The following is a 26,041-nucleotide window of genomic DNA, read 5'->3' on the forward strand; positions in this document are numbered from 1 at the left end:
CACAAGTGGGCATTTTTATTTGATGCCCGCTTTTTTATGCAAAGGAGCCGATTATGGAATTAACCAATGGACAATTATTTACCAAATTGTTGGAACAAATTCAACTGGTCATCCCAACCAGTGAGGAAGTTTTTTTTCAAGAGGCGCTCTTAACTAAAGTTCAAGTCCATCGCCAAAGCCAGACGTATCATTTTACAATTGAAGTGGCGGAAATTTTGCCGGTGAATTTGTTTCAGAATTTTAAGCAACAATTAGAATTAGGTTTTAAAGATATCGCTAAAGTAAAAATCACCATTACACCTCGAAAGCAACAATTTAGCCAAGAATTATTAGTCGACTACTGGCTGCTGGCCGTCAATGGTGAGGCTTGTGACACGCCAGTTTTGCGAGAAACTTTAAAAAATGCTACCCCGATGTTAGAAAATAGCAAAGTAAAATTAGCCATCGATAATTCCGGGATGTTGGCTTACATTAAAGAACAATATTTACCGCTAATTGAACAACATTACCAAGACTTTGGATTTCCAAAATTTACCATTCAACCTTTTGTCGATGAAGAAGAAGCGCAGCGGATGCTGGCTTTATTTGAAGAACAAAAGCAAGAAAAAGAAGAACAGTTGCAAAAAGATGCTCAAGTTGTCTTTGAAATGCATCAACAAAAATCAGCGGCAAAAAAAGAAATTTCTCCGCTAAAAGGTCCGATTCAATTAGGTAAAGAAATTCCCGCCAGTGAAATAGTTACTTCTATGAAAGATATTGTAGAAGAAGAAAAACGAGTGACGATTGAAGGGGTTATTTTTGCCATTGAGGTCAAAGAGTTGCGTTCCAAACGGAAACTGATGACTTTAAAAATGACGGATTATACTTCGAGTTTTTCAGTGAAAAAATTCTCCAACAATGAAAATGATGAAGCCGTATTTGCCGCACTTAAAGAAAATATGTGGATTAAAGTCCGGGGATCCGTCCAAGAAGATACATATATGCGCGACCTTGTCGTCAATGCCTTTGATTTACAAACAGTAAAACACAAAGAACGGATGGATACTTTTGACGGTGACAAACGAGTGGAACTGCATCTTCATTCTAATATGTCACAGATGGATGCCACCAATCCGATTGGTGATTATGTAGCACAAGCAGCCAAATGGGGACAAACGGCTATTGCCATTACGGATCACGGTGGAGCACAAAGTTTTCCTGATGCCCATTCCGCTGGAAAAAAACATGGCGTGAAAATTTTGTACGGGGTCGAGGCCAATTTAGTAGATGACGGGGTGCCCATTGCTTATAATCTCGAACATTTAAATTTGTCTGATGCAACGTATGTCGTTTTCGACGTGGAAACCACTGGACTATCGGCAGTTTACGATACAATTATTGAACTGGCCGCCGTAAAAATGCACAAAGGGAACGTTATTGATACGTTTGAACAATTTATCGACCCTGGACATCGTTTGTCTAATACGACAATTAATCTAACCGGAATTACCGATGAAATGGTTCACGGATCAAAACCGGAAAAAGAAGTGTTGCAGCTTTTTGCCGAATTTTCTAAAGATTCGATTTTAGTGGCCCACAACGCGACTTTTGATATGGGTTTTTTAAATACGTCATACGGACGCCATCAAATGCCAGAAGCGTTAAATCCAGTAGTAGATACGTTAGAATTGTCGCGGTTTTTACACCCGCAATTAAAATCTCATCGTCTAAACACGTTAGCTAAAAAATATGGCATTAATTTGGAACAACATCACCGGGCCGTCTTTGACTCAGAAACTACCGGACATTTGGCTTGGCTCTTTTTAAAAGAAGCCCAAGAGGAACACGGCATTATTTTCCACGATCAGTTAAATGATTATATCGGCCAAAGTGATGCTTACAAAAGGGCTCGGCCATTTCATGCGATTATTATGGCTAAAACTCAAGCCGGCTTGAAAAATTTATTTAAATTAATTTCGGCCTCTAATATTGATTATTTTTTCCGCGTGCCACGGATTCCGCGCTCGCTTTTAACTGAGTTGCGGGAAGGCTTGTTAGTCGGGTCTGCTTGTAGTGACGGCGAAATTTTTGAAGCCATGATGCAAAAAGGAAAAGAAGAAGCTTCTAAACGCGCTGCTTTTTACGATTATATTGAAATTCAACCAAAAGCGGCCTATCAACCATTGATTGAACAAGAGCTGGTGAAAAATGAAGCCGATCTTGAAGAAATTATGGAAAATATGATTGCCATTGGAAAAGAATTAAATAAACCGGTCGTTGTCACAGGCGACGTTCATTATTTAAATCCAGAAGATGCGATTTATCGCCAAATTTTAGTTGGTTCCATGGGAGGCGCTAATCCTTTGAATCGTCATAGCTTGCCGGAAGTGTATTTCAAATCGACGTCAGAGTTAATGAAAGAATTCGATTTTCTTGATCCAGCAACGGCTAAAGAAATCATTGTGGACAATACGCAACTTGTAGCTAGTTGGACCGATGAAATTACGCCAGTTAAAGATCAATTGTATACGCCAAAAATTCCCGGCTCAGAAGAAGAAATTACCGAATTGTCTTATGTGCGGGCCAAAGAATTATATGGCGATCCTTTACCAGATATTGTGCAAAAGCGTTTAGAACGAGAATTAAAATCAATTATCGGCAATGGTTTTTCGGTGATTTATTTAATTGCCCAAAAACTTGTTCATAAATCTTTAAGTGATGGTTATTTAGTTGGTTCGCGGGGATCGGTCGGTTCTAGTTTTGTAGCGACTATGACTGGAATTACCGAGGTCAATCCACTGCCACCTCATTACCATTGTATTCATTGTCAATATTCGGAATTTTTCACTGATGGATCGTATGGCTCAGGCTTTGATATGCCAGAAAAAAAATGTCCTAATTGTGGCGCTCGGCTCTTTAAAGACGGCCATGATATTCCATTTGAAACATTCTTAGGTTTTCACGGCGATAAAGTACCGGATATTGATTTGAACTTTTCCGGTGACTATCAAGCAGAAGCCCATAATTATACAAAAGTTTTATTTGGTGAAGATTATGTCTATCGCGCCGGAACGATAGGCACGGTAGCTGAAAAAACAGCGTACGGGTTTGTCAAAGGGTACGAACGGGACCATGATTTGCAATTTCGCCAAGCAGAAACAGATCGCTTAGTGAAAGGCGCCACTGGAGTCAAGCGAACGACAGGGCAACATCCCGGCGGTATTATTGTTATTCCTGATTATATGGATGTCTATGATTTTACGCCGATTCAATATCCCGCCGATGATCGCAATGCTGAATGGAAAACGACCCACTTTGATTTCCACTCGATTCACGATAATATTTTGAAACTCGATATTTTAGGTCATGATGATCCTACCGTTATTCGGATGCTGCAAGATTTATCCGGCATCGATCCTAAAACAATTCCGACTGATGATCCCACGGTGATGAAAATTTTTGCCGGTTCTGATGTTTTAGGGGTCACCGAAGAGCAAATTTTTTCTCGCACCGGCACACTAGGTATTCCTGAATTTGGGACGCGGTTTGTTCGGGGGATGTTAGAAGAAACGCATCCGTCAACTTTTGCCGAGCTTTTGCAAATTTCCGGACTTTCTCACGGAACCGATGTCTGGTTAGGCAACGCGGAGGAATTAATTTCTAAAAAAGTAACTACTTTGGATAAAGTAATTGGTTGTCGGGACGATATTATGGTGTATTTAATGCATGCCGGTTTGGATAATGGTTTGTCCTTTAAAATTATGGAGTCCGTCCGTAAAGGAAAAGGTATTCCTGATGAATGGCAAGCCGAAATGCGCCAGCAAAATGTACCGGAATGGTATATTACTTCTTGTCTAAAAATTAAATATATGTTCCCCAAAGCCCATGCGGCAGCTTATGTCTTGATGGCTTTGCGGGTAGCGTACTTTAAAGTTTATTATCCCGTTTTATATTATTGTGCCTTTTTCTCTGTGCGAGCCGACGATTTTGATCTCGTGGCTATGTGTAAAGGCAAAGATGCGGTCAAAGAAAAAATGAAAGAAATTAATGACAAAGGTCTAGAAGCTTCCACAAAAGAGAAAAATTTATTGACCGTCTTAGAAATCGCCAATGAAATGTTGGAACGTGGCTTTAAATTTGGGATGATTGATTTGTACAAATCCGACGCCCAAAACTTTGTTATTGAAGGTGACACCTTAATTGCTCCATTTCGGGCTGTACCGTCTTTAGGAACAAACGTAGCCAATCAAATTTGTGAAGCACGCAAAGACGGGCCGTTTTTATCTAAAGAAGATTTGGCCACTCGAGGAAAAGTTTCCAAAACTTTAATTGATTATATGACTGAACAAGGGGTAGTCAGTGATTTACCCGATGAAAATCAATTGTCGTTATTTGATTTTTAAAATTTCCTGCTGTTTTGTTACTTATATTTTTTAATTTTAAATTTTTAGTTAAGCGTAAAAGCGCCAAAACAGCGCCTTTGGTTGCATTTTTCAAATTTTTATGCTAGTATGATGAAAGAAATGATACTGTTAAGGGAGTGAGCAAAATTTTGCTCACTCTTTTTAATGGAAAAACAAATTTTATTAAAGGGGGGACATCCTTGAGTAGTGTTATTGAAACTGTCACGGAGTTAGTCACGCCATTTCTAGTAGAAAAAAATTTTTATTTAACCGACTTAGAATTTGTCAAAGAAGGAAAAAATTGGTTTTTGCGGGTCTTTATTGATAAAGAAGGCGGCATCGACATTGAAGAATGTGTCGAGGTCAGCGAATTTTTGTCAGAAAAACTCGATCAAATGGATCCAGATCCCATCCCACAAGCTTATTTTCTCGAAGTTTCTTCTCCGGGAGCCGAACGTCCACTTAAAAAAACAGCCGATTTTGAACAATCCATCGGTGAATTTATTCATGTGGCCTTGTATGAAGCAATGGATGGTCAAAAGCAATGGGATGGAATTTTGCAATCCTACAGCGCTGATCAATTAGTCTTAAGCGTCAAACAAAAAACCCGCACCAAAGACCTAACCATTCCCAATAAAAATATTGCCAAAGCACGACTAGCGATTCAGTTTTAATAAGTAGGAGGAAACATCATGTCAAAAGAAATGTTAAATGCCCTAGATCAACTGGAACAAGAAAAAGGGATTTCTAAAGAATTTGTAATTGAATCTTTGGAAGCCGCCTTAGTTGCAGCTTACAAACGTCACTATGGGCAAGCGCAAAATGTGGCCGTAGAATTCGATCAAAAAAAAGGCAATATCCATATTTATTCCGTTAAAGAAGTGACTGAAGAAGTCATGGACTCTCAACTTGAAGTGAGTCTAGCAGATGCTTTAAAAATTAATGCCGCTTATGAAATTGGCGACACGATTCGTTTTGAAGTGACGCCAAAAGATTTCGGACGCATCGCGGCTCAAACCGCTAAACAAGTTATTTTACAACGGGTTCGTGAAGCGGAACGGAGCATTATTTATAATGAATTTTCACAATATGAAAATGACATTATGTCGGGGATTGTTGAACGTTTAGACAATCGGTATATTTATGTGAACTTAGGCAAAATTGAAGCTGTTTTATCTAAACAAGATCAAATGCCAAACGAACATTATCGCCCCCATGATCGGATTAAAGTTTATGTCACAAAAGTAGAAAATACATCAAAAGGCCCGCAAGTTTTTGTGAGTCGCTCACATCCTGATTTGTTGAAACGTTTGTTTGAACAAGAAGTGCCTGAAGTTTACGATGGCACGGTAGAAATTGTTTCCATTGCTCGAGAAGCTGGCGACCGTTCTAAAGTGGCGGTAAAATCAAACGATTCTAACGTTGATCCAGTGGGGACTTGTGTGGGACCAAAAGGACAACGGGTGCAAGCCATTGTGAATGAATTAAAAGGGGAAAATATGGATATCGTAGAATATAGCGATGAACCAGCCCAATTTATTTCAAATGCCTTAAATCCAGCCCAAGTACTCGATGTCATTTTTGATCTTAAAAATCCTAAAGCTTGCACAGTAGTCGTTCCTGATTATCAACTGTCGCTAGCTATTGGTAAAAAAGGTCAAAATGCCCGTCTGGCTGCTAAATTAACTAATCATAAAATCGATATTAAACCAGAATCTGAAATGGGTGATTTTTATGCCCAAATCGAAGCCGAAGAAGCAGCGGTCCAAGAAGTTACTGAAGAAGTTGCTAATGAAGAATTAGTAGCCGATGAATTAGTTGCTGAAAATTTAGTTGAAAATGAAATTGTTGAAGATCAAGTAGCTGCAGTTACTGAAGCTATTGAATCTCAAGAAACAAACGAAGAAGAATAATTTTTTTAAAGGAGTGTCCACATGAAACCACGAAAAATTCCTATGCGCAAAGATATTGTTACCGGTGAAATGTTTCCTAAAAAAGAATTAGTTCGCATCGTTAAAAATCAAGAAAACCAAGTGGAAATTGATCCTACAGGTAAAATAAATGGTCGTGGCGCTTATGTCTCTTTGAACCCAGAGCTAGTAAAAAAAGCTCGGGATAAGCAAATTCTTGATAAAGCATTAGAAACGAAAGTCAGCGCTGATTTTTATCAAGAATTATTGGCCTACGTGGAACATCAAAAAGCGCGCAAAGAGTTGTTAGGCAAATGAATTTAGGATTAAATTTATTAGGCCTAGCTCAACGCGCAGGAAAATTAGCCAGTGGCGAACAAACGGTCTTGCAAAATATTCGCAATCAAAACGCAAAACTCGTCCTCCTTTGTTCGGACGCTTCTGACAATACGCAAAAAAATATTCGGGACAAGTGCAATTTTTATCACATAGAGCTGCGGGTGGTTTATACTTCTGACCAACTGAGTGCCGCTCTTGGGAAAAAACGCTTTGTCTGTGCCTTACTTGATTCCGGATTTAGTAAACGAATGGACGAAATAATACAAGGTTAGGATGGTGATTGCATGGGTAAAAAACGTATTTACGAATTTGCCAAAGAAATCAATCAAGAAAGTAAAGTGGTCGTTGAAAAAGCGAAGGGACTCGGCATGGATGTTAAAAATCACATGGGCTCTATTAGTGACGCCGAAGAACAAAAATTACGAGCCGCGTTGACACCAAAACTTGCCAAAAACCCCACCGAAACCAACGCAAAAAATCCGGGTAATTCTGGACATCAAAAAGCACAACAAAGGAGTCAAATGAAAGAAATTAAAGATAATAATGAAGAAAAAGTAACAGGAACTAGCACACAATCAACTGATAAAGTTACGGACAAAGCCGCTGATAAAACATCAGGTACCGTCCACCGTCGTTTCCAACCCAAACCAAGCAATGCTTATTCCACTACGCGGCCAAATCAAAAACAAAGTCGTCCTAGCAATAAACCTGTTAGTGAACAAAGTGGAAGTAGTGTAAAACCAGTTGTTAAGACAGCTGAAAAATCAACAGTTAAATCCGTTGAAAAAACGCCTACTCAAGCAACAACTACACCGCGCTCAACAAGCCAAAGCACTCAAACAAAGCCAACTTCTGACAATCGAACGAACCGTTCTAATAGCAATCAATCAGGAAGAAGCGATCACCGATCTAATCAAACAAGTCAAAATAAAACGCAAAATCGTCCGGCAACTTCTGGAAATACAAGCACAACTTCAACAAATTCCAGCAACCAGGCTAACCGTCCGCAACGCACGAATGATAATCGTTCAAACCAAGGAACAACGAGCAATCGTTCAAACCAAGGAACAACTCGGACGAATGATAACCGTTCAAACCAAGGGACTCGTTCAAATCAAAGTTCTAACACCAATCAAGGGGCAAGAACAAACCAAGGAACGAATACCAATCAAGCACCGCGCACCAATCAACCAACTAGAAGTAGCGACAATCGCACTAGTCAATCTAGTAGCCAACAAAATACCCGCAACCAAAATCAAAATCAAAGTGCTAACCGCGGCGGTGGTAGTGGGAATTCTTACAACTCTCGCAATAACCGAGGCAATAATCCTTACAACAAAAATAATAAATTTAACAAAAAAGGCAAACGGAATCGTCAAAAAGAATCCGATAAACCAGCAGTTCCAGCACGTAAATTCTGGGAACTTCCTGAAGTATTGGAATATACAGAAGGCATGAACGTTGCTGATATTGCTAAGAAAATCCGTCGCGAACCAGCAGAAATCATTAAAAAATTATTCTTAATGGGTGTGATGGTTAACCAAAACCAACCATTGGATAAAGATACGATTGAACTGTTAGCAGCTGATTATGGCATTAACGCTCAAGAGAAAATTCAAGAAGATATTGCCGATATTGATAAATTCTTTGAAAATGATGATTTGAATCCTGAAAAAATGGTAACTCGTCCACCAGTAGTTACTATTATGGGACACGTCGATCATGGTAAAACAACTTTACTAGATAATTTGCGTCATACCCACGTGACTCAAGGTGAAGCCGGGGGAATTACCCAACATATTGGTGCTTATCAAATTGAAATTGATGGCAAACCAATTACGTTCTTGGATACTCCAGGACATGCTGCCTTTACTTCTATGCGGGCACGGGGCGCAAGTATTACTGATATTACGATTCTCGTTGTCGCAGCCGATGATGGTGTGATGCCACAAACTATTGAAGCAATTAATCACGCCAAAGCCGCTGAAGTGCCAATTATCGTCGCTGTCAATAAAATCGATAAACCAGGAGCTAATCCTGATCATGTGATGCAAGAGTTGTCCGAACATGGATTAATTCCAGAAGCATGGGGTGGCGACACAATTTTTGTGAATATCTCTGCTAAATTTGGTCAAAACATTGACGAATTATTAGAAATGATTCTCCTTGTAGCCGAAGTGGAAGATATGAAAGCCGATCCTACCGCGCGTCCAATCGGAACCGTTATTGAAGCACGTCTTGATAAAGGAAAAGGAACAGTAGCAACTTTACTTGTTCAAGAAGGTACTTTAAAAGTCGGTGATCCAATTGTTGTAGGTAGCACTTTTGGTCGGGTTCGGGTAATGACCAATGCTTCCGGTCGCCGGGAAAAAGTAGCTGGACCAGCTACACCAGTAGAAATTACTGGACTAAATGATGTGCCACAAGCAGGCGATCATTTTGCCGTCTTTGAAGATGAAAAAACAGCGCGGGCTGCTGGTGAAGAACGGGCAAAACGTTCCTTATTAGAACATCGTGCCGTTACGAGTCGCGTTACACTTGATAATTTATTTGAAAGTCTTAAAGAAGGCGAATTAAAAGAAGTGAACGTCATTATTAAAGCTGACGTTCAAGGTTCCGCCGAAGCTTTAAGTGCTTCTCTGCAAAAAATTGATGTGGAAGGCGTTCGGGTGAAAATTGTTCACTCCGCAGTGGGTGCCATTAATGAATCTGATGTTACCTTAGCTGCAGCCAGCAATGCGATTATTGTCGGCTTTAACGTTCGCCCAACCCCACAAGCAAAAGCGCAAGCTGACCTTGAAGAAGTGGATATTCGTTTACACAAAATTATTTATAATGTGATTGACGAAATTGAAACAGCTATGAAAGGGATGCTTGATCCTGAGTACGAAGAAAAAATCACGGGACAAATGCTTGTTCGCGAATTATATAAAGTGTCTAAAGTCGGCACCATCGCCGGTTGCTATGTCACTGACGGCGTAATTAAACGCGATTCAGGTGTGCGAGTGATTCGTAATTCCATCGTTATTTTTGAAGGGAAACTTGCCAGCTTGAAACGTTTCAAAGATGATGTCAAAGAAGTGAAACTTGGCTTTGAATGTGGTGCGATGATTGAAAACTACAACGAGCTTCAAGTGGATGATGTGATTGAAGGTTTCGAAATGGTAGAAATTAAAAAAGCTTAGGAGGAAATATTATGGCTCAATATCGTGATCGTCGGGTAGCTCAAGAAATTCATCGTGAACTGACCGATATTTTACGGAAAAATGTCAAAGACCCCCGGGTAGCTGATTTAAACATTACTGATGTTCAAGTCACTGGCGACCTGCAACAAGCAACGATTTATTATAGTTTGTTGTCTGATTTAGCAAGTGATGATCAACGTGTACAAGCCGGTCTTAAAAAAGCTAGCGGGATTATTCGTAAAGAACTCGGCAGTCGTTTGACTATTTATAAAACACCAGAATTAATTTTTAAAAGAGATAGTTCGGTGGCTTACGGTGAAAAAATTGACGATTTGCTCCGGAATTTGAATAAAGAATAATCAAATAAAAAACCAAGGAAATCCTCCTTGGTTTTTTATTTTTTTTGTGCTAGATTTAATGGATGAAATAAAAAGGGTGGTTCAATTGATGGCAGAAAGTCTTGAAGAAGTGCAAAAAGCTGGGAAATATTTAGTTACATGGATTTTTTTAGGTAGTCTTGTTGGTGTGGTGATGGGATTTTTATCTTATTTCTTCTTAACAAGTTTACAATTTGTCACCCAAATACGTTCCGGCTCTCCTTGGCTCTTATTGGGCTTACCAGTTGTGGGCTTTATTTTTAGTTTTTTGTACGTTAGATTTGGCAAAAATGCCATCGGTGGCAATAATTTAGTAATTCGTCAAGCCAATGGTGGAAATGAAAAAATTCCGTTGCGTCTGATTCCTTTAACTTTATTTGGCACCTTAGCGACTCATTTATTTGGTGGATCTGTTGGTCGAGAAGGAACAGCTGTGCAAATGGGCGGCAGTGTCGCTGATTTTTTTAGCGGTCTTTTTCATGTGACCGGCATTAAGCGTGAGGTGTTAATTGCCAGTGGCATGGCGGCGGGTTTTAGTTCGGTTTTTGGTACGCCGCTTGCGGGAACGATTTTTGCTTTAGAAGTATTAGTTGTAGGAAAAATTCGCAGCGAGGCTTTACTACCGGCGCTGATTGCCAGTCTGGTAGCTAATTATGTTACTTTATCATTAGGAGCAAACCATGTGCATTACGCTATGGGGCAAGCACCGGATTTTTCACTCTTGTTAATGGGAAAATTATTTTTAGCGGCGCTTTGTTTTGGTTTGATGGCGCGAGTTTTTGCTAAAAGCATTGGCTATTTGAAAAAATTCTATACTAAAATTTGGCCAAATCCTGTTTTACGCCAAACTTTAGGAGCGGTTATTGTCGTTTTATTTTTTCTTTTGTTGTCAGGACAACGCTACGAAGGATTGTCCACTGAATTATTATCGGATGCATTTTCTGGCCAGCAACATGCAATAGATTTTGTCGGCAAACTTTTTTATACCGTCTTATCATTAGGGGCGGGCTTTCAAGGCGGAGAAGTGACGCCGTTATTTGAAATCGGGGCAACGTTAGGCGCAAATCTGGCGCCGATTTTGGCAATCAGCGTGCCATTTTTAGCTGGACTTGGTTTTATTGGCGTTTTTGCTGGAGCTACTAATGCACCAGTCGCCTGCTTTTTAATGGGAATTGAATTATTTGGTGGCGATTATGCCTTGTATTTTATGTGGGTAGCCGTGATTGCTGTTTTCGCTTCCGGAAAAGCGGGTATTTATAGCGCCCAGATTTTTCCTGGTGAAGAATCTTTATAAAATAGCAAAAAAAAAGCTAAGATTAATATCTCAGCTAAAGTAAGTATTCAATAAAAAAATTAAAATCGTTAGCACAATAAGAAAAGCCACCACAATTAGGTGGTTTTTTTTATTTTTAAGAATAACGGCGGCAAATTCCCGCAAGAAAGCATTTGGTAAAAAATAAAAGGCTGTTTTAGCTCCTAGGCCATCCGCTTTTAATTCCACCGCTCTAGCGTCAAGGGCAGCTCGGAAAATATGATAGTTGCTAGAAGTAAAAATAACGCGGACTGGTTCAGGATGCTTTTGTAAAATAATTTTTTTAGAAAAGGTCATATTTTGCAAAGTATTGACCGCTTGATCTTCAAGCAAAATCAAATCGGCTGGAATCCCTTTAGATAGCGCATAATTTTTCATAGCAGCAGCTTCTGAAATTTGTTCGTCATTTCCTTTTCCGCCAGACATAATGAGTGTCGGCGCCTGGCCCGTTTTATTTAATTGTTTAAAATAAAAATTGACCGCTCGATCCACTCGAGCAGCTAAAAGGGGCGAGACCGTTTGTCCATTGATTAGTCCGGCACCTAAGACAATAATGAAATCTTGATTGAGACGCGGACGATTGAACTGGTAAAGAACGTTGACGGTAAAATAATTGGCAAAAACAAATAAAAAATAGGCGCCAATCACATTGACTAATTGAAAACTAGATTCAATAATAGCAGGATACTTTATTGGTAGATTTTGAATGATTAAAAATAAAATGAGTCCCAAGCCTAAAAATAAAGTTAACATATTCCCTAAAGAGCGAGATTCTCGGCGCCAGACTTGCCGCGCGTTCCATAAGAGGAAAACAATAAGGCCATAAACACCAAAAATCGCGGCGATAATAATGAGCAATCCAACAGAGGCAACTAATATAAAAAACAGATTGTTTTGGCTAGTCAGAGCATATGCGCCGATACCAATTGCCAAGCTTGCTAGAAACAGATTGAATAATAAACCGTTAATGATTCGTCGTTTTTCAATCCGCCAATTCCAAAAGAATAATAAGAAAAAAAACAAAGGAATCAATAAAAATGCCGGACCAGAAACAAAATTTTCCATAAATGCACCTCGTGTGTTTAGTATAGCAAAAAAAACGTCCAGACTAAAAGAAAAATCTTTTAATCTGGACGCCTGTAAACAATCAGATGGCTATTTTCTAAAAGCGTAAAATGGCAACTAGAGATTTTTCGTCGGGGGCATCTTTTTGATCTAGAAGATGAACCTCGCCGCCATTGATTGCTACTTGATAGGCGATTTGATTAAGGACTTGTCGACGATCGTATTCAGTATCAGGATCTGATCCGAAACCATTTTGCAATAAATTGGTGGCGATAAATAAATGAGAAACTTTTCCTAAGCCAGTTGCTTGTTGAATATCGACTAATTGATCAGAAAATTTACGATCCAATAGTTGATTGTAATCCTTGACTTCTTTTTGCGTTAATTGTGTTTCTAGTTTTGGTAATTGTTCAATAATTTCTTTTTTAGTTAAAGCAGATGGTGCAATGGTTAATGCGGGTTCTTTTAGTTGATCTAGTTTGGAAACTTTTTTGTAGACAAATTGATTTTCTGGTAAAGCCATCAGATAAAGTGGGATTTTTTTATCAGGTAAAAATCCTTTTAAGAAGGTATCGACTGCTAAATAATAATTAGTATGATCAATTTCTTCTTCTTCATCTTTGGAAGAAACGCCGTGAAAAGCTAATCCTTCTTTGCCACGTCCACCGGCAGATCCTTGGGTGGAGTAATTAATATTTCCACCAGTAAGTTCTGTTCCTAGTGCTGTTTCTAAATCTTTTGGCGCACCGTCTGGTAATTCAAGTTCAGTTAATTTCTTTTCGTGATATTCGTAAACTTTCATGGAGTCACGATTTAGCGCTAATAAATAGTAATGATAGTTAAACTGAGCATTTTTCACTAAAGCTAGTAAATAAGGCCGTTCCGATACATAATATTGATTATCGACAGAAATTGTTAAAGGATAAACAAAACTTTTTTCCGGGGTGAAAATTAAAGCGACGGCTGTGTAACCATTACGGAAAAAATTCTGATCGTTTAAAAGAGTGTCGATCTGTTTTTGAAATGGTTCAAAGGAGTGGTCGGGGAATTTTTTGGCAAAGCGATTCTGGGCATCTTTAGCCAAATTTTTAAGCTGGAGAACATCTTGATCGACGGCGGAATGTCCCACATGTGTATTCAACATAATGGTTACAAACGGGCCTTCCACCTCATTTAATTCTTTAAAGTCAAACGCTGTCATAAAAAAACCTCCTTAACAAATTTATTACAACTTCAGTGTAGCACAACAGTCGTTTTTTTTGAAAAATTGTCTTCTTTTTGGGTAGACAGCTAAAAAATTATTAAAAATCTTAAAAATCAAAAAAAGGCTAGCGAAATATAGTATAATATCCAAGAGTGAAAGGAGGGATTCGGTGGAACCAATTTATGCAGTAGTAGATTTAGAAACAACGGGCACAGACCTTGAGCATGATCGAATTATTCAAGTAGGCGCGGTGTTGTTACAAAATGGTCAAATTGTGAGTCGATTTGCCACCGATGTCAATCCTGAACGGAAAATTCCTAAAAATATTGAAACATTAACCGGTATTAGTAATAAACAAGTTCGCCAGGCACCGATTTTTACTGATATTGCTGGCATGTTGCATCAATATTTGGAGGGGACTATTTTTGTGGCCCATAATATTGGCTTTGATTATCGCTTTTTAAATGCGGCGATGCAAAAAGAAGGTTTGCCGCCTTTAAAACTTGCGGGAATTGATACCGTCGTCCTTGCCCAAATTTTTTTCCCAACTGAAATTAGTTTTCGTTTAAAAGATTTAGCAGATTCTTTTGGGTTAACGCATGAACGGCCTCACCATGCCGATTCCGATGCTGAAGTAACAGCGCAACTACTTTTGAAAATTCAAGAAAAAATGCGCGCCATGCCAAAAATAACACTAGAAAAAATTGCCCAATTGGCTACAGTTTTGCCTTTTCAAACGGGAAATTTCATTCAAAGAATAGAACAAAAGCAAACAAGCAACCAATTGCCAGCTGAATTAATGGTCGTTGAAAATTTAGTTTTACGGAAAAAAACTTTGTCAAAAGAACAAGTGACTGTTCAAGCGTCTTATCCAAAAAAGAAAAAAGATAAAGAAAAAATTTTGCCGCCTGATTTTCAATTTCGTAATGTTCAAGCGCGGATGATGAATTTAGTGGCTGACTTTTTTATGAATGAACAAGAGCAGTCCACCTACTTTTTGGAAGCTCCGTCAGGCATTGGCAAATCAGTCGGTTATTTATTCCCGTTGAGTTTTGTTGCGACACCTGAAAAACCAGTCGTTATTGCCACGTCCACTTTATTATTGCAACAGCAATTGCTAAAAGATATTGATCAATTAAATCAAACTTTACCTAAAAAATTAAAACCAATGATCATTAAAAGTCCTCGTCATTATTTGGATTTGGCTAGATTTTCCAAAAGTTTGCAAACTTTTGAAACGAAACAAATTACCCTCTATCAAATGATGATTCTCGTCTGGCTTACAGAAACTATGACGGGCGATTTTTCAGAGCTGAATTTATTGAAAATCTCAGATCCTTATTTCAAAAGTATTGCTTCAACTGGGCACAAACAAGCGACTGCTTTTTCGGCGGTTGATTTTTACTTTTGGGTCAAGCAACAAGCCCTTAGCGCCAATGTCTTAATTACCAATCATGCGTATTTACTACAAGAAAATCTGCGAAAAGTTTACGCCTTACCGAAAACGCCATTTTTAGTCATTGATGAAGCCCATCATTTACCAAATGCGATTTTACAGCAACAAACGCAACATTTTGATTTTGATTTTGTGCAACGAAAATTGCGTTATTTAAGTTTTATAGCCAATGATCCGCCAGAAAATCTGGTGATGCCAGCGGGAAATTATTTTATTGAATTAACTAATGAATTGGCGACAGATTTGGAAGCTTTAAATCATTATTTTGTTGGCAAATATCCTTTAGATTATCCATTGCTTTGGGGACGGCATTTTCAGGAGAATTTAGAAAAGCCAGTGGCCGTCTTAGTCGATCAAGTGGAACAATTATTAAAAGACGTCGCCCAATGGAGCCAAGAGTTACTAGTCGAAGTGGAAAAAGAACCTACCGGACTTGCCCAACTGTTGTCAACTTTAGAACAGGTGATTTTATTGTGGCCCATCTTCCGCCAATTTTTTAATGCCCATAATCAACACGTCAAATGGTTGACTAAAGAAGAACATGTGGAAGACTTGGTGTTAAATATGACCCAAGTCAAAGCACTGGATTTAGAAAAAGCCGCTTGGTTTACTCGCTATGAAAAAGTATTACTGGTGGGCGCGACTTTTCAAATTGGCCGAAAAAAAATCATTCAAGAACAACTACAATTGCCAAATGCCAAATCTAGCCGGCTCCATGCCGCTTACGATTATCAAAAGCAATTAAAATTTTACGTTCCTGAAGCAGATTCGGCAGTCAATCCTTTTGACCAACTCGTTCTATCTGTGGAACAATATATGAAAGAGGTTAAACAACCACTTTTAGTTTTATTTTCTTCTCACCAAAGTTTAGCCAACTGTTATGCCCGTATTCAAAAAACGGCGCTGGATGCTGGCCGTGAATTATTAGCCCAAGGAGTTAATGGGACGAAAGAAAAATTATTGAAACGATTTTTATTAAGCAATGATGCGATTATGTTAGGGAATGAAACATTTTGGGAAGGCATTGATTTGCCAGGAAAAAATTTACCGGTGATTTTTGTAGCGAAACTTCCTTTTGAAAATCCCAATCAACCACTGGTGCAAGTTAAATTTTCTACCATTGAACAAGCAGGCGGAAATGCTTTTTACCAAGAAGCTTTGCCTCATTGTTCCATGCGTTTGCAACAAGCGATTGGTCGACTTTTGCGGACGCCAGAAGATCGCGGCGTGTTGGTTTTATTTGATCAACGGATGGTCGCTTCGTCCTATGCACCTTCTTTACAAAAAAACTTGCCTAAAGGATTGCTAGTGGAGACCATCATTTCAGAAAAATTAATTACAGCTATTGAGTCGTTTAATCAAAAAGGAGAAGTTCATGAAAACTAAAAGTCGCTTTGGCACAAAAGAAAAAGTGCTAGTAATTATTTTGGCGGTGCTAGTTACAGTCATTGTTTTTACAAGTATTTTTCTCGTGCGAGGCACCCGTCGCTACAATTGGGCCCGACAAGAAGCCGAAGAATTGGCTCGGCAATATGGAAAAATTACTACCGTGGATCAATTTTATTATTTTAACCGGGAAGAACAATATTTCGCGGTCCTAGGAGAAACGGCCCAAGGGAAATCTGTTTATGCCTTAATTCCAGAAGATGGAAAAGAAATTACGATTTTGCCAGCGGGGGAAGGAATTTCTGAAAATCAAGCCTTAACCGTAGTCCAAGAAGCACATCCAGAATTAACGTCTTTAAAAGTCGGCCTTGGTAAAAAAAATGAGGACGTTGTTTGGGAAGTTTCCGGAAAAAAAGGTGATACATGGACGTATATTTTATTATCTTTTAATGACGGAACTGTTTTGTCAACGATTGAAAATATTTAAAAAATAACTAGAAATATTTCTATTTAAGGAGGGGAACCAATGAAATTATCGACACGGGCACAACAAATTAGCCCTAGTGCAACCTTGCAGGCGGCTGCCATGGCCCGCAAATTAAAAGCGAGCGGGCGTGATGTGATTAGTTTGACAGTAGGAGAGCCAGATTTTTTCACGCCGAAAAATATTCAAGAAAAAGCAATTGAAAGTATTCGTGATGGCTCGGCTAGTTTTTATACACCGACAGACGGCTTGCCAGCGCTAAAAAAAGCGGTGCAAGAATATTTTCACACGAGTTATCATTTGAACTACGAATTAAAAGAAATTATGATTAATCCTGGTGCAAAATTTGGTTTGTACGCTGCTTTTATGGCTCTTTTAAATACTGGCGATGAAGTGTTAATCCCGACGCCTTACTGGGTGAGTTACAGCGAACAAGTAAAATTAGCTGATGGCGTGCCAATTTTTGTGGAACCATTTGATCAAAAAAGCTGCAAAGTCACCCCAGCTGATTTGGAAAAATATCGGACGGACAAAACAAAAGTGCTCTTAATGAATTCGCCAGCGAATCCCACGGGTATGATTTATACAAAAGAAGAATTAACGGCACTGGCTGATTATTGCTTAGCGCACGATTTATTTGTAGTGACCGATGATATTTACTCCCAATTGGTCTATCACGGGGCTGAATTTGCCTCGATGGTGAATATGCGCCCGGCAATGAAAGAAAATACTTTAGTCATTACTGGCGTTTCTAAAACTTACGCCATGACTGGTTGGCGAATTGGATTTGCGGCAGGTCCTGTGAAATTAATTCATGCCATGAGTGAAATTCAATCGCACTCCACTAGTAATCCGGCAGCCGTCAGTCAATATGCAGCGATTGAAGCGTTAAACGGGTCCCAAAAAGAAGCAGAAAAGATGCAAGAAACTTTTTCCAAACGATTAGATGCCGCTTATGATTTAGTAGTTGTTCTGCCTGGTTTTTCGTTAGTGAAACCGCAAGGCGCTTTTTATTTATTTCCTGACGTCACAGAAGCTATGGAAAAACTTGGTTACACCGACGTAGAAAAATTTGTCGCTGATATTTTAGAAGAAACTGGCGTGGCGTTAGTGGCCGGCACAGGTTTTGGTTCTAATAGACATTTGCGCTTGAGTTATGCCGTTAGCCAGGAAGCTTTTGCTAAAGCGATCGGACTGATTTTAGAATTTTTAACTTTAAAAAAATAAAACTTACCGTCAAAAAAATTCGCCTTTGCGCGATTTTTTTGGTTAGAGCAAGGAATAGTCTTGCTTTTTTACTAAAGAATAGCTTAAAATAAGACCATTGAAAGAAAAAGGAGCGAAAAAGTGTGAAACGTATTTCCATCATTGATGCTAAAAATTACGTGGGTCAAACTGTTGAAATTGGCGCCTGGGTTGCCAATAAACGCTCGTCTGGTAAAATTGCCTTTTTGGAATTAAGAGACGGCACTGCTTATTTTCAAGGTGTAGCAGTAAAAAATGAAGTAGGCGAAGAAATTTTTGATATCGCTAAATCCTTAAATCAAGAAACATCCATTATTTTAACTGGAGAAATTCGCGAAGATGCTCGCAGCCACTTCGGTTATGAAATCGGCATTAAAACGTTAGAAGTAGTGGGAAGTTCAGAAGATTATCCCATTACGCCTAAAGAACATGGAACGGACTTTTTAATGGATCATCGCCATTTATGGTTGCGTAGTTCTAAACAGCATGCCATTATGCAAATCCGTAATGAAATGATTCGGGCAACTTACGAATTTTTCAACGATAACGGATTTATTAAAATTGACCCACCAATTTTAACTGGGTCTGCTCCAGAAGGGACGACGGAACTTTTTGAAACGGATTATTTCGATCAAAAAGCTTACTTGTCACAATCTGGTCAACTTTATATGGAAGCTGCGGCAATGGCTTTTGGTAAAGTATTTTCATTTGGCCCCACTTTCCGGGCTGAAAAATCAAAAACCCGCCGTCATCTGATTGAATTTTGGATGATTGAACCAGAAATGGCTTTTATGCACCAAGAAGAAAGCTTAGAAATTCAAGAACAATATATTGCTTATCTTGTTCAAGGTGTTTTGGACAATTGTGATTATGCCTTGACTGTTTTAGAACGGGATAAAGGAATTTTGGAACGTTATACGCAACTGCCTTATCCACGGATTAGCTATGATGATGCGGTTGAATTATTAATTAAAAATGGTTTTGAAGATATTCAATGGGGAGACGATTTTGGTTCTCCGCACGAAACATTTATTGCGAATTCTTTTGAAAAACCAGTTTTTATTTTAAATTATCCAAAACAAATCAAACCATTTTATATGAAGCCACATCCAACGCGTGAAGATGTTGTCATTTGTGCTGATTTAATTGCTCCAGAAGGTTATGGCGAAATTATTGGCGGATCCGAACGGGAAACGGATTACGATCAACTTTTAGCTGAAATTAAAAAATTCGGCTTAAGTCCTGAAGAATACAAGTGGTATTTGGATTTGCGCAAATACGGCAGCGTTCCTCATGCCGGTTTTGGTTTAGGTTTAGAACGAGCCATTACTTGGGTTGCCGGGATTGAACATATTAGAGAGGCCATTCCGTTTCCACGTTTGATCAACCGTATTTATCCATAAAATGAAACTAGAAAACGATAAAAACATGAAAAGAGGAGCTTATGCAAATTTATCCTAATGATCGTATTGTTTTTTTCGGCGATAGTATCACCGATGCCGACCGTCAAAAAGAAAATTTAGACGATCTCGGACATGGATTTCCTTTATTTATTGCCAGCCAATTTGGTGCAAGATATCCAGAAATGAATTTATCATTTTATAATCGCGGCGTTTCTGGTGATAAAGTTGCCGATTTGAATGAACGTTTGCAAGAAGATGTGATTAGTTTAATGCCAGATGTGGTATCGATTATGGTAGGGATTAACGACACGTGGCACAATGTGGAAAGTCCTGACTTTGGGACCAAAAAGGCGGCTGATTATTTCGAGGCTGAATACCGCAAAATGTTAATGACCTTAAAAAATGCCGGTATTACCCGACTTGTTTTAATGGAACCTTTTGTTTTACCCATTCCTAAAAATCGGACCACTTGGCGGGTTGATTTGGATCAAAAAATTCAAATTATTCGCCTATTAGCTGCTGAATTTCATGCGGAATTTATTTCGCTTGATGGCTTAATGAATGCAGCGGGCATTCGTCACGGATTTGAACTGTATACTAAAGATGGCGTTCATCCTACACCAACTGGTTACGGGCTAATTACTGAAGAATGGATGCGCCATGTCCATCCAACTTTAGAACTTAAGTAATTTTTTAAAAATTGATGTCTCTTCTAAGAGGTGTCAATTTTTTTATTTTGAAAGGGTTTGTCAGACTTCGTGTCATTTGATTTTAATGTAAAACGAGACGATGACAGGTTTAGGCGTGAATTCTCTGTTTTTTCTGTTATACTAATATTAGTAAAAAATATTTTCCAATTGGCGTCAAGAAAGTAGGATATGTATGTCTAACATTAAAATAGTTACTGATTCTTCTTGTACCATGGATCCAAAACTTATCTCCGATTTAGATATTACCGTAGTACCTTTATCAGTCATGCTGGATGGCGTGATGTACACGGCAGATGAAAATTTTGATAATGTGCAATTTATGAAACTTATGGCCGAATCTAACGCACTACCTAAAACAAGTCAACCACCGATTGGCGTCTTTGCTGAAACGTATGAAAAGTTAACCGCCGATGGTTCCACTGTTATTTCCATTCATTTAACTGAAAAATTATCAGGCACTGTAGAAGCTGCCCGCCAAGCAAGTCACTTGGTAAAAGGTAAAGTCATTATTGTTGATTCCAATTTTATTGACCAAAGTTTGGCCCAACAAGTCATTATGGCCGCCCAACTGGCGCAACAAGGGCGCGATGAAGCAGAAATTGTTGCCGCTACAAAATCTATTGCTCAACGTTCAAAACTTTTTATTGGCATTTCTAATTTAGAAAATCTCATTAAAGGTGGCCGGATTTCTAAAGCAAAAGGCGTGGTGACCACTTTATTTAACATCAAATTAGTTTTAGAATTAAAAGATGGTAATTTTGAACCGGTGGCAAAAGGTCGCGGTAGTAAAACTTTTTTCAAATGGCTCCAAGAATTAAAACGAGAATTACAAAATCAAACGGTAGAAAAAATGGGAATTTCCTATGCCGGTGATGCCTCATTGGCTAAAGAAATAGCCGGAGAACTGCAAGAACTTTTCCCTAATTTAGAAATTCCCGTGTTCCATACCAATCCTGTCGTGGCTACCCACGCTGGAGATGGCGCGTTTGCCATTATGTATTACACAAAATAATTAGCAAACGATTCATCGCAAAGTTGTGGTGAATCGTTTGTTTGCATTTTTCACAACCTAATTTTTAAAAGGACTGATTTTATGAAAGTTTGGCAAAAAATAATTAGTTATACGGTCGTGATTCTAATTGGTTTTGTGGCGAGTTTTTTTATTTTCTCGCTGTTTTTACAACCGAAAGAGGGCGTCTTAGTCAATGCGCAACCGGTGAGAAAAGAAGATTCCAAATCGGCGGTTTCTTTAGTGGCGCTGGGGGACTCTTTGACCCAAGGCATTGGCGACACCACTAATCGTGGAGGATTTGTCCCACTAGCTGTCAGTGATGTGAAAAATTATTTTGATTTGGCGGCTTTTGATGCTGATAATTTCGGCAAATCAGGCGATCGCTCCGATCAAGTCTTAAAGCGACTTACCGAATCCACTGAGCAACAAGATGCCTTGAAAAAAGCCGACATCGTAACTTTGACAGTCGGTGGCAATGATTTGATGAGTACAATTAAAAAAGAATTATTTAATAAAATTAGTTTAGACACTTTTGAAAAACCGGCCGCGAAATATCAAACGAATTTAAAAAATTTGCTAGCTGAAATTCGCAAGTATGCTCCAGATGCGCCGATTTATCTTTTTGGTATTTATAATCCATTTTACGTTTATTTCCCCCAAATTACTGAACTGCAAGATGTGGTTTCGTTTTGGAATGAGCAAAGTGAAAAAATTATTGCTGATACGAAGCGGAGTTACTTTATTCCCATCAACGATTTATTATATAATGGGTCGGACGGTGCCACGGTCGTTGCCGAAAGTGACACCACCAGCACGCAAGAAGAAAATACAACCCAAAACAGTTCTAACCAAAGCGATTCGTCCCAAGATAGTTCTGAAATTGCTGATGCTACGACGGATAGTACGATTTCCGATGAAGAGCTGGCCGGGTTAGTTGAAGCGGTGAATAATGATTTGATTTTTGAGGAGGATCATTTTCATCCCAATAATTTAGGCTACCAAAAAATGGCGACGGCCTTACGCGATCAATTGATTTCTACGCAAGGACTTTGGTTGAAAGAAGGTCAAACAAGTGGAGAATAATCCAGAAGAAAAAACACCTGAAAAAACAGCACGAAGTAAAACAAAATCTAAGATGACCTTAAAAAGAAAAATTAATGGTTGGAAAATTGCTACGTTATTAATGATTGGCTTAATTTTAGGCAGTGGATTTTATCTTTTTTCGATTATTAACACCGATCGCGAGGACGATTATAAGCCGGCAGCAGTAGAAACAGTCGAATCTTCCACGCAGATTTTGGAATTATCGACTGATAAAACGCGAGTCAATGAACTGATTGATCATTATTTGGTGGAGTATTTATCTAATGAAGATATTAAATATGAATTTTATTTGGAGAACCAGGCCCTTTTAAAAGGAACTTTTGAACTGTTAGGTTATCCGTTAAATTTTTATTTGTATTTTGAGCCGTATGTAATGGAAAATGGCAATGTCCAATTAAAAGCCAAATCCGTTTCCATTGGGGCCTTGGGTATTCCGGTAAAAGAAGTGTTGCGCTATGTCCGTTCTAATTTTGAATTACCAGAATGGATTGAAATTAATTTGGACGAAGAGACGATGATTTTACATTTGGATCAATTTAAATTAGCGGCGGATTTAAAAATCGCAGCTGAAAAAATTGATTTAGTGGATGATGATATTCGGTTTACTTTAAATTTAGCAACTTCAGAAAGCGAGGCTGAAAAATAATGACAACACAAAATCTACAACCAACATTTGAAAAGGCAATTTTTGCTGGGGGCTGTTTTTGGTGCATGGTAGAACCATTTGATTCCTTACCCGGTATTGAAAAAGTGATTTCCGGTTATACAGGCGGTCACGTGGAAAATCCTACTTATGAACAAGTGTTAACCCATAACACAGGACATACTGAAGCAGTGGAAATTACTTATGATCCAAAAATTTTTCCTTACGAAAAATTAGTCGAGATTTATTGGCAAGTCACTGATCCAACCGATGCATTCGGACAATTTCAAGATCGTGGCGACAATTATCGACCGGTGATTTTTTATACGACACCAGAACAGAAAATAATCGCCCAAAAAGCCAAAAAAGAAATGCAAGACTCCGGTAGATTTGATCAACAAATTGTCACGCAAATTGAATCGGCGCAACCTTTTTATCCGGCGGAAGACTATCATCAAGATTTTTACAAAAAAGATCCAGCTCGCTATGCATTAGAACAAGGCGCGCGAAAAGAATTTCAAGAAGAACATTGGGAGGAATAACGTGTATCGATCGTTTTATCATTATTTAATGACTTTACGGGCACCGCATAGTAACCCGCAGGCTGACTTTGCGGATCATGCTTTTTATGATGCGAGTTTTCCTAAGCAAGCCCAAGATTATCAAACCTTGAGTCAGTATTTAGAATTTGTAGATTATTTGCCGAATATGGATATCTTTGATGAGGTTTTTACGATGTATGAAGAAAATAATCGTTAGAAAGGAATTGGTGGCATGAAGAAAAAATTTGCGACTTGGCAATTGGTCGTTAGCTTGATTTTAGTGGCCCTTTTGACAAGTGGGGGAAGCTATATTTATTTTAATCATCAATATCAAATCAATCGAAAAGAAGTCGCCGGGACAAATGATGACTTGGCGCCGATTTCTGATTTGTACGCACGAATTTTAAAAGATTATGTTGGCAATGTCGAAAGTAAAACTTTAATCGATGGCGCACTTTCTGGCATGACTCAAGCAATCGGAGATCCTTATTCGACTTATTTGCCAGAAGATCAAGCACAAGATTTAGAGGACTCATTAGCTTCTAGTATCGAAGGGATTGGAGCCAGCTTAACGATTATCGATGAAAAGCCGCAAATTGCTCAAGCGCCGATTAAAGGCACGCCCGCTGAAAAAGCAGGTTTAAAAGCAGGGGATCTGATTTTAAAAGTTGATGGCACAGACGTTACCAAAAAAACCTTGGATGAAATTGTTGCTTTAGTCCGCGGAGAAAAAGGGAGCGAAGTAACGCTGGATTTAGAGCGAGACGGGAAGGCATTTTCTGTCACAGTAACGAGAGATACTATTCCAGTGGCCTCAGTCAATGCCAAAATGCAAACCGATGATGTGGGTTATCTTAATATTACAAGTTTTTCAGAAAATACCGCCGCTGAATTTCAAGAACAAATTAGTTTTTTACGTGAAAGTGGCGCTATGAAATTTATTTTCGATGTCCGCCAAAATCCAGGTGGTCTACTAGATCAAGTCGTCCAAATGGGTTCCATGGTTTTAACAGATGGAGAAACCATTGTGAAATGGGAAAATAAAGACGGCGAAAAATTTCAAAATACAGCTAGTAGCGATCTGGATAATGGATTTAAAGTGACGGAACCGGTGACTGTTTTAGTCGATTCCGGTTCTGCATCGGCTGCTGAAATTTTTGCCGGCGCCATTAAAGACAATCAACGAGGAAAAATTATCGGCACTACCACGTATGGTAAAGGGACGATGCAAGATGTGGAAGGTCTCGGCGATGAAAAATTAAAACTAACGACAGGAAAATGGTATACCCCTAACGGCACGTGGGTTAATGAAGTGGGACTGGCGCCAGACGAAGAAATTTCCTATCCGGATTACGCCTATATGGCTCCTCTTACTGGTGAACAAGAATTAACCATTGGCAGCACGGAATCTTCAGTAAAAGCAATTAAAGTTCTAATGAACGGCTTAGGTTATTCTTTAGAAGAAACAGAAACTTTTGACGCGCCGCTAGAAGATGCTTTAAAAGATTTTCAAGAAAAAAATAATTTAACTGTCAGTGGTACTTGGAACGTTGAAACGGCTAATTCCTTACAAACCCAGTTGATTGAACAACTCAATAGCCATGATCCTTTTATGGAAAAAGCGCTAGAAATTTTAGGTGAATAACATGAGAGACCGCTTTTGGTTATTATTCAAACAACTTTTAGTAGCGGCGGCCATTGTTTTATTTCTCCGCGGATTTGTTTTGATTCCTGTTCAAGTAACTGGAAATTCCATGAAAAATTTATTGCATCAAGATGACACGGTCATTATGGAAAAAATTTCAAAAATTCAACGTTTCGATATTGTTGTTTTTACCCAAGCGGATGGCTCGACCTTAGTTAAAAGAGTGATTGGTCTACCTGGAGAAACAGTCGCAGTAAAAAATGATGCTTTATATATTAACGATGAAAAAATAACTGAGCCTTTTTTAAGTGGCTTGAAAAAAAAGGATCAAGCGTTAATTCAATTTACCGCTGATTTTTCACTATCTGATTTAACTGGCCAAGAAGAACTTGGGAGTACTCAATATTTTGTGATGGGGGACAATCGGCGGATGTCAAAAGATTCGCGAGATTTTGGCCCGATTGACCAAACAACAATTATTGGTAAAGCGCGCCTTGTTTATTATCCGCTCAAACATTTTAATTGGTTGCAATAAATGAGTGCGCCAAATATTAGTCCAATAAGAAAAGTTAAAGTTGCCTGCTTTTTATAAAAAATATTTGCCTTTCTCGGCAACTTATGGCAAACTTTTTAAAGT

General features: G+C 38.7%; 22 protein-coding genes. 20 read left to right on the plus strand and 2 right to left on the minus strand.

Features of this window, described 5'->3' with window-relative positions; all coding sequences use genetic code 11:
* Window positions 1-53 precede the first annotated feature (53 nt).
* The 8 genes from BQ5341_RS07745 to BQ5341_RS07780 all read left to right on the plus strand — a co-directional run bounded on the left by BQ5341_RS07745 (window position 54) and on the right by BQ5341_RS07780 (window position 11,487).
* The gene (locus BQ5341_RS07745) at window positions 54-4,382 is read left to right on the plus strand and encodes a PolC-type DNA polymerase III (RefSeq protein ID WP_083378644.1); all 4,329 of its coding nucleotides are present in this window, start codon (window positions 54-56) and stop codon (window positions 4,380-4,382) included.
* 200 nt (window positions 4,383-4,582) lie between these two features.
* On the plus strand, window positions 4,583-5,056 hold the full coding sequence (gene rimP / locus BQ5341_RS07750; protein WP_071131434.1) for a ribosome maturation factor RimP: 474 nt from the start codon (window positions 4,583-4,585) through the stop codon (window positions 5,054-5,056).
* A gap of 18 nt (window positions 5,057-5,074) precedes the next feature.
* A complete protein-coding gene (gene nusA / locus BQ5341_RS07755) occupies window positions 5,075-6,295 on the plus strand; it encodes a transcription termination factor NusA (protein ID WP_071131435.1) in 1,221 nt (406 codons plus the stop codon).
* Between the two features lie 21 nt (window positions 6,296-6,316).
* Window positions 6,317-6,610: an RNase P modulator RnpM gene (rnpM, locus tag BQ5341_RS07760; RefSeq protein WP_071131436.1), complete on the plus strand. Its 294-nt coding sequence runs from the start codon at window positions 6,317-6,319 to the stop codon at window positions 6,608-6,610.
* Window positions 6,607-6,903: a L7Ae/L30e/S12e/Gadd45 family ribosomal protein gene (locus BQ5341_RS07765; RefSeq protein WP_071131437.1), complete on the plus strand. Its 297-nt coding sequence runs from the start codon at window positions 6,607-6,609 to the stop codon at window positions 6,901-6,903. Before rnpM ends, BQ5341_RS07765 begins: the two co-directional genes overlap by 4 nt.
* 12 nt (window positions 6,904-6,915) lie before the next feature.
* On the plus strand, window positions 6,916-9,816 hold the full coding sequence (infB, locus tag BQ5341_RS07770; protein WP_071131438.1) for a translation initiation factor IF-2: 2,901 nt from the start codon (window positions 6,916-6,918) through the stop codon (window positions 9,814-9,816).
* A gap of 11 nt (window positions 9,817-9,827) precedes the next feature.
* A complete protein-coding gene (rbfA, locus tag BQ5341_RS07775; RefSeq protein ID WP_071131439.1) occupies window positions 9,828-10,175 on the plus strand; it encodes a 30S ribosome-binding factor RbfA in 348 nt (115 codons plus the stop codon).
* 88 nt (window positions 10,176-10,263) lie between these two features.
* Window positions 10,264-11,487: a chloride channel protein gene (locus tag BQ5341_RS07780; RefSeq protein WP_071131440.1), complete on the plus strand. Its 1,224-nt coding sequence runs from the start codon at window positions 10,264-10,266 to the stop codon at window positions 11,485-11,487.
* 30 nt (window positions 11,488-11,517) lie between these two features.
* On the opposite strand, the gene BQ5341_RS07785 is transcribed toward BQ5341_RS07780, so the two are convergent.
* A complete protein-coding gene (locus BQ5341_RS07785; RefSeq protein ID WP_071131441.1) occupies window positions 11,518-12,570 on the minus strand; it encodes a YdcF family protein in 1,053 nt (350 codons plus the stop codon).
* Between the two features lie 97 nt (window positions 12,571-12,667).
* Entirely contained in the window at window positions 12,668-13,771 is a 1,104-nt protein-coding gene (locus BQ5341_RS07790) for a baeRF6 domain-containing protein (RefSeq protein ID WP_071131442.1), read from the minus strand.
* A 172-nt stretch (window positions 13,772-13,943) separates the two neighbouring features.
* Between BQ5341_RS07790 and BQ5341_RS07795 the strand changes: the two genes are divergently transcribed.
* From BQ5341_RS07795 to lepB, 12 genes are all read left to right on the plus strand, one after another.
* Complete coding sequence (locus BQ5341_RS07795) at window positions 13,944-16,616, plus strand: helicase C-terminal domain-containing protein (RefSeq protein ID WP_071131443.1); 2,673 nt, start codon at window positions 13,944-13,946, stop codon at window positions 16,614-16,616.
* Window positions 16,606-17,103, plus strand: coding sequence for a cell wall elongation regulator TseB-like domain-containing protein (locus tag BQ5341_RS07800; RefSeq protein ID WP_071131444.1), 498 nt, complete (start codon window positions 16,606-16,608; stop codon window positions 17,101-17,103). Before BQ5341_RS07795 ends, BQ5341_RS07800 begins: the two co-directional genes overlap by 11 nt.
* Window positions 17,104-17,142: 39 nt before the next feature.
* Window positions 17,143-18,327: a pyridoxal phosphate-dependent aminotransferase gene (locus tag BQ5341_RS07805; RefSeq protein WP_071131445.1), complete on the plus strand. Its 1,185-nt coding sequence runs from the start codon at window positions 17,143-17,145 to the stop codon at window positions 18,325-18,327.
* Between the two features lie 122 nt (window positions 18,328-18,449).
* Entirely contained in the window at window positions 18,450-19,748 is a 1,299-nt protein-coding gene (gene asnS, locus BQ5341_RS07810; RefSeq protein ID WP_071131446.1) for an asparagine--tRNA ligase, read from the plus strand.
* Between the two features lie 41 nt (window positions 19,749-19,789).
* Window positions 19,790-20,437, plus strand: coding sequence for an SGNH/GDSL hydrolase family protein (locus BQ5341_RS07815; protein ID WP_071131447.1), 648 nt, complete (start codon window positions 19,790-19,792; stop codon window positions 20,435-20,437).
* A gap of 193 nt (window positions 20,438-20,630) precedes the next feature.
* Window positions 20,631-21,470, plus strand: a complete 840-nt coding sequence (locus BQ5341_RS07820) for a DegV family protein (protein WP_071131448.1) — start codon at window positions 20,631-20,633, stop codon at window positions 21,468-21,470.
* An 81-nt stretch (window positions 21,471-21,551) separates the two neighbouring features.
* Complete coding sequence (locus BQ5341_RS07825; RefSeq protein WP_071131449.1) at window positions 21,552-22,553, plus strand: SGNH/GDSL hydrolase family protein; 1,002 nt, start codon at window positions 21,552-21,554, stop codon at window positions 22,551-22,553.
* Window positions 22,543-23,220: a YpmS family protein gene (locus BQ5341_RS07830; protein ID WP_235836388.1), complete on the plus strand. Its 678-nt coding sequence runs from the start codon at window positions 22,543-22,545 to the stop codon at window positions 23,218-23,220. The genes BQ5341_RS07825 and BQ5341_RS07830 overlap by 11 nt, the downstream gene beginning before the upstream one ends.
* The gene (gene msrA, locus BQ5341_RS07835; protein WP_071131450.1) at window positions 23,220-23,759 is read left to right on the plus strand and encodes a peptide-methionine (S)-S-oxide reductase MsrA; all 540 of its coding nucleotides are present in this window, start codon (window positions 23,220-23,222) and stop codon (window positions 23,757-23,759) included. The genes BQ5341_RS07830 and msrA overlap by 1 nt, the downstream gene beginning before the upstream one ends.
* Window position 23,760: 1 nt before the next feature.
* Window positions 23,761-23,976: a YozE family protein gene (locus BQ5341_RS07840; protein ID WP_071131451.1), complete on the plus strand. Its 216-nt coding sequence runs from the start codon at window positions 23,761-23,763 to the stop codon at window positions 23,974-23,976.
* A 15-nt stretch (window positions 23,977-23,991) separates the two neighbouring features.
* Window positions 23,992-25,404 (plus strand): S41 family peptidase, encoded by a 1,413-nt coding sequence (locus BQ5341_RS07845; RefSeq protein WP_071131452.1) that lies wholly within the window; start codon window positions 23,992-23,994, stop codon window positions 25,402-25,404.
* A 1-nt stretch (window position 25,405) separates the two neighbouring features.
* Window positions 25,406-25,939 carry a signal peptidase I gene (gene lepB, locus BQ5341_RS07850; RefSeq protein ID WP_071131453.1) on the plus strand — a complete coding sequence of 178 codons (534 nt, stop codon included), beginning with the start codon at window positions 25,406-25,408 and terminating at the stop codon, window positions 25,937-25,939.
* The last annotated feature ends 102 nt before the right edge of the window (window positions 25,940-26,041 follow it).

Source organism: Enterococcus timonensis, from assembly GCF_900104595.1.
Lineage (GTDB): Bacteria > Bacillota > Bacilli > Lactobacillales > Enterococcaceae > Enterococcus_J > Enterococcus_J timonensis.

Bases quoted from the DNA above. Each gene is read 5' to 3' on its own strand.
- BQ5341_RS07745 (WP_083378644.1), top strand. From the start codon at position 54: ATGGAATTAACCAATGGACAATTATTTACCAAATTGTTGGAACAAATT.
- nusA (WP_071131435.1), top strand. From the start codon at position 5,075: ATGTCAAAAGAAATGTTAAATGCCCTAGATCAACTGGAACAAGAAAAA.
- rnpM (WP_071131436.1), top strand. From the start codon at position 6,317: ATGAAACCACGAAAAATTCCTATGCGCAAAGATATTGTTACCGGTGAA.
- BQ5341_RS07765 (WP_071131437.1), top strand. From the start codon at position 6,607: ATGAATTTAGGATTAAATTTATTAGGCCTAGCTCAACGCGCAGGAAAA.
- infB (WP_071131438.1), top strand. From the start codon at position 6,916: ATGGGTAAAAAACGTATTTACGAATTTGCCAAAGAAATCAATCAAGAA.
- rbfA (WP_071131439.1), top strand. From the start codon at position 9,828: ATGGCTCAATATCGTGATCGTCGGGTAGCTCAAGAAATTCATCGTGAA.
- BQ5341_RS07780 (WP_071131440.1), top strand. From the start codon at position 10,264: ATGGCAGAAAGTCTTGAAGAAGTGCAAAAAGCTGGGAAATATTTAGTT.
- BQ5341_RS07785 (WP_071131441.1), bottom strand. From the start codon at position 12,570: ATGGAAAATTTTGTTTCTGGTCCGGCATTTTTATTGATTCCTTTGTTT.
- BQ5341_RS07790 (WP_071131442.1), bottom strand. From the start codon at position 13,771: ATGACAGCGTTTGACTTTAAAGAATTAAATGAGGTGGAAGGCCCGTTT.
- BQ5341_RS07800 (WP_071131444.1), top strand. From the start codon at position 16,606: ATGAAAACTAAAAGTCGCTTTGGCACAAAAGAAAAAGTGCTAGTAATT.
- BQ5341_RS07805 (WP_071131445.1), top strand. From the start codon at position 17,143: ATGAAATTATCGACACGGGCACAACAAATTAGCCCTAGTGCAACCTTG.
- BQ5341_RS07815 (WP_071131447.1), top strand. From the start codon at position 19,790: ATGCAAATTTATCCTAATGATCGTATTGTTTTTTTCGGCGATAGTATC.
- BQ5341_RS07820 (WP_071131448.1), top strand. From the start codon at position 20,631: ATGTCTAACATTAAAATAGTTACTGATTCTTCTTGTACCATGGATCCA.
- BQ5341_RS07825 (WP_071131449.1), top strand. From the start codon at position 21,552: ATGAAAGTTTGGCAAAAAATAATTAGTTATACGGTCGTGATTCTAATT.
- msrA (WP_071131450.1), top strand. From the start codon at position 23,220: ATGACAACACAAAATCTACAACCAACATTTGAAAAGGCAATTTTTGCT.
- BQ5341_RS07845 (WP_071131452.1), top strand. From the start codon at position 23,992: ATGAAGAAAAAATTTGCGACTTGGCAATTGGTCGTTAGCTTGATTTTA.
- lepB (WP_071131453.1), top strand. From the start codon at position 25,406: ATGAGAGACCGCTTTTGGTTATTATTCAAACAACTTTTAGTAGCGGCG.